Annotated in this window: 2 protein-coding genes; one reads left to right on the top strand and one right to left on the bottom strand. The window is 33.9% G+C overall.

Going from position 1 to position 2352, the window contains the following annotated elements:
• The first annotated feature begins 163 nt into the window (after window positions 1-163).
• Window positions 164-1654: an SH3 domain-containing protein gene (locus V7014_RS20925; protein WP_335509957.1), complete on the top strand. Its 1491-nt coding sequence runs from the start codon at window positions 164-166 to the stop codon at window positions 1652-1654.
• Window positions 1655-1761: 107 nt separating this feature from the next.
• Here V7014_RS20925 and mscL read toward each other — a convergent pair whose 3' ends face one another.
• Window positions 1762-2214 carry a large conductance mechanosensitive channel protein MscL gene (gene mscL / locus V7014_RS20920; protein ID WP_335509955.1) on the bottom strand — a complete coding sequence of 151 codons (453 nt, stop codon included), beginning with the start codon at window positions 2212-2214 and terminating at the stop codon, window positions 1762-1764.
• Between the last annotated feature and the right edge of the window lie 138 nt (window positions 2215-2352).

The raw sequence follows: 2352 nt of genomic DNA, 5'->3' as shown, positions 1-2352 counted from the left end.
GTTTTTTTATCGTAGATTAATATGTTAAACTACGATAAAAATAATTACTTAATTTTCAAATTTATTTTAGTAATTATATTAAAATATTGAAATGATAAACGATATACATAGTGATAATGTCTTGATGAAGACGAAGTACAGATAGTAAAGAAGGGTTGAATAAATGCGCAGAAATATATTATTATCCGTGATTAGTATAGTTATGTTTTTTTCTTTATGGTCTTGGCAGCCAATTTCATTTAGTGCAGATACCTCTCAATTCGCGAATGTGAATGCAGATACTCTACGTATACGTTCAAACCCTAGTACAAATGCATCCGTTGTAGGTGTGTTACAGCAAAACCAACAAGTACAAATAGTAGGAACACAAAATGGGTGGAGTAAAATCAAGTTTGGTTCAATAACCGGTTGGGTTTCTTCTGAGTATTTAAAGTCAAAGCATCTTCAAGGTTATACAACAGGCTCATCACTCAATATTCGCAGTAAGCCACGTGAAACAAGTGCGAAAATAGGATCATTAGAAAAGGGAACGAAAGTAACGATTATATCTGAAAGCGAAGGTTGGCTTTATGTTCAAGCTGGTTCCATGAATGGCTGGGTTTCCAAAGAATATGTAGCTTTACAAACGAGTTCAGGGGATTCTTCAACTTCTGGCAATAATACATCTGCAGATGGAACGGTGTACGTTAATTCCTCTACCTTAAATGTACGTTCGAATGCTACTACTAATAGTACGATTGTACAAGTGTTAAAACAAAATGATCAAGTAACAGTATTGAAAGAAGATGGCGACTGGTCGAAAATACAGTTTTCCAATGGACAAGGCTGGGTTGCTAATCAATATTTAACTTCATCAACTAAAAATTCAACACAAGTAAGTACTAATCAAGTTAGTGATGAAAATGTTGTACTCCGTTCAAACGCGAATTTAAGAACAGGGCCTAGTACACAACATGCAGCTGTAGTACTTGGACAAGCTGGGTCAACTTATAAGTTAATCAGCAAGAGTGGAGATTGGTTACAAGTACAATTACCAAATGGTTCAACAGCTTGGGTAGCAAGTTGGTTAACAACCAATACCTCTGGACAGCAATCATCAACAAATCATTCAAGTGGTATTCAAGGAAAAACGATTGTTCTAGATGCTGGGCATGGTGGTAGAGATCCGGGAAAAATTGGGTCTACCTATTTAGAAAAGAATTTAACATTAGCAACTGTTATGCAGACGGCAAGTATGCTACAAGCAGCAGGAGCAAATGTTGTGTTTACAAGAAGTGAAGATACATATTTAGCTCTAGATGAACGAGTTAGAGTTAGTCATACTGCAAATGCAGATGCATTTATTAGTTTTCATTATAATTCAGCTTTAGAAACGAGTAGTGGAATTATGTCTTTTTATTATTCACCTTCAAAAGATCTTACATTAGCAAATAGTGTTCAAAATGAGTTAGTGAAAAGTACAAATTTACATGATGCTGGTGTTCACTTTGGTGATTTTCATGTGAGTAGAGAAAATAATAAACCTGCTATTCTAGTTGAACTAGGATTTTTATCAAATCCTACAGAAGAAGGAATTGTAAGCACAGAAAGCTATCGCCAAAAGGTAGCAAGAGGAATCGTGCAAGGAGTTACAAATTATTTCAATCAACAATAAAAGAACGATTACGAGAACAACTTTATTTTTGTTTTCGTAATCGTTTTTTAATGAAAAAATATTTAATTCAAATTTAATAGTTGAAGAATGCTCTAAACGAGCTCCTATTAATTTGTACTTTCTTTAACTGTATCTACATATGATGTACAAGCTGGACAGCGGGTAGCTTTGAGTGGAATGTCTGAAAGACAAGCCGGACATTCTTTTGTTGTTACTGGTGCCTCTTCATTATTCTTCGTCATTTTATTTATTTGTCTAATTACGATAAAAATACAAAACGCTATGATTAAGAAATTAATAACATTATTTAAAAATATGCCGTAGTTAATAGTAGCTGCTCCAGCGGCTTTTGCTTCTGCTAATGAGCTATATGATTTTCCTGATAAGTTTATGTATAGGTCAGTAAAGTCTACTTTTCCAATTAACAATCCAATTGGTGGCATAATGATATCTTCTACTAATGATGTGATGATTTTTCCGAATGCACCACCAATTACAACCCCGATTGCTAAATCGACAACATTACCTCGATTTATAAATGTACGAAATTCCTGAAGCATTTAAAATCCCTCTTTCTTCTATATTCTTCCCTTTATTTAAACATATTTGAAATGTTAATTTTGAACATGATGCTTCATTTAAAAAGGTAAAAGGATAATCTTGATTTATCCCGTTCAAACTGGCGCTAAGACTCCCAC

The sequence above is a fragment of the Bacillus sp. JJ722 genome, from assembly GCF_036963345.1.
Lineage (GTDB): Bacteria > Bacillota > Bacilli > Bacillales > DSM-1321 > Bacillus_AD.
This window is presented reverse-complemented; position numbering and strand designations above follow the sequence as displayed.

What these genes read in the sequence shown, in the direction of transcription:
- mscL (WP_335509955.1), bottom strand. Translation starts at nt 2,214, where the DNA reads ATGCTTCAGGAATTTCGTACATTTATAAATCGAGGTAATGTTGTCGAT.
- V7014_RS20925 (WP_335509957.1), top strand. Translation starts at nt 164, where the DNA reads ATGCGCAGAAATATATTATTATCCGTGATTAGTATAGTTATGTTTTTT.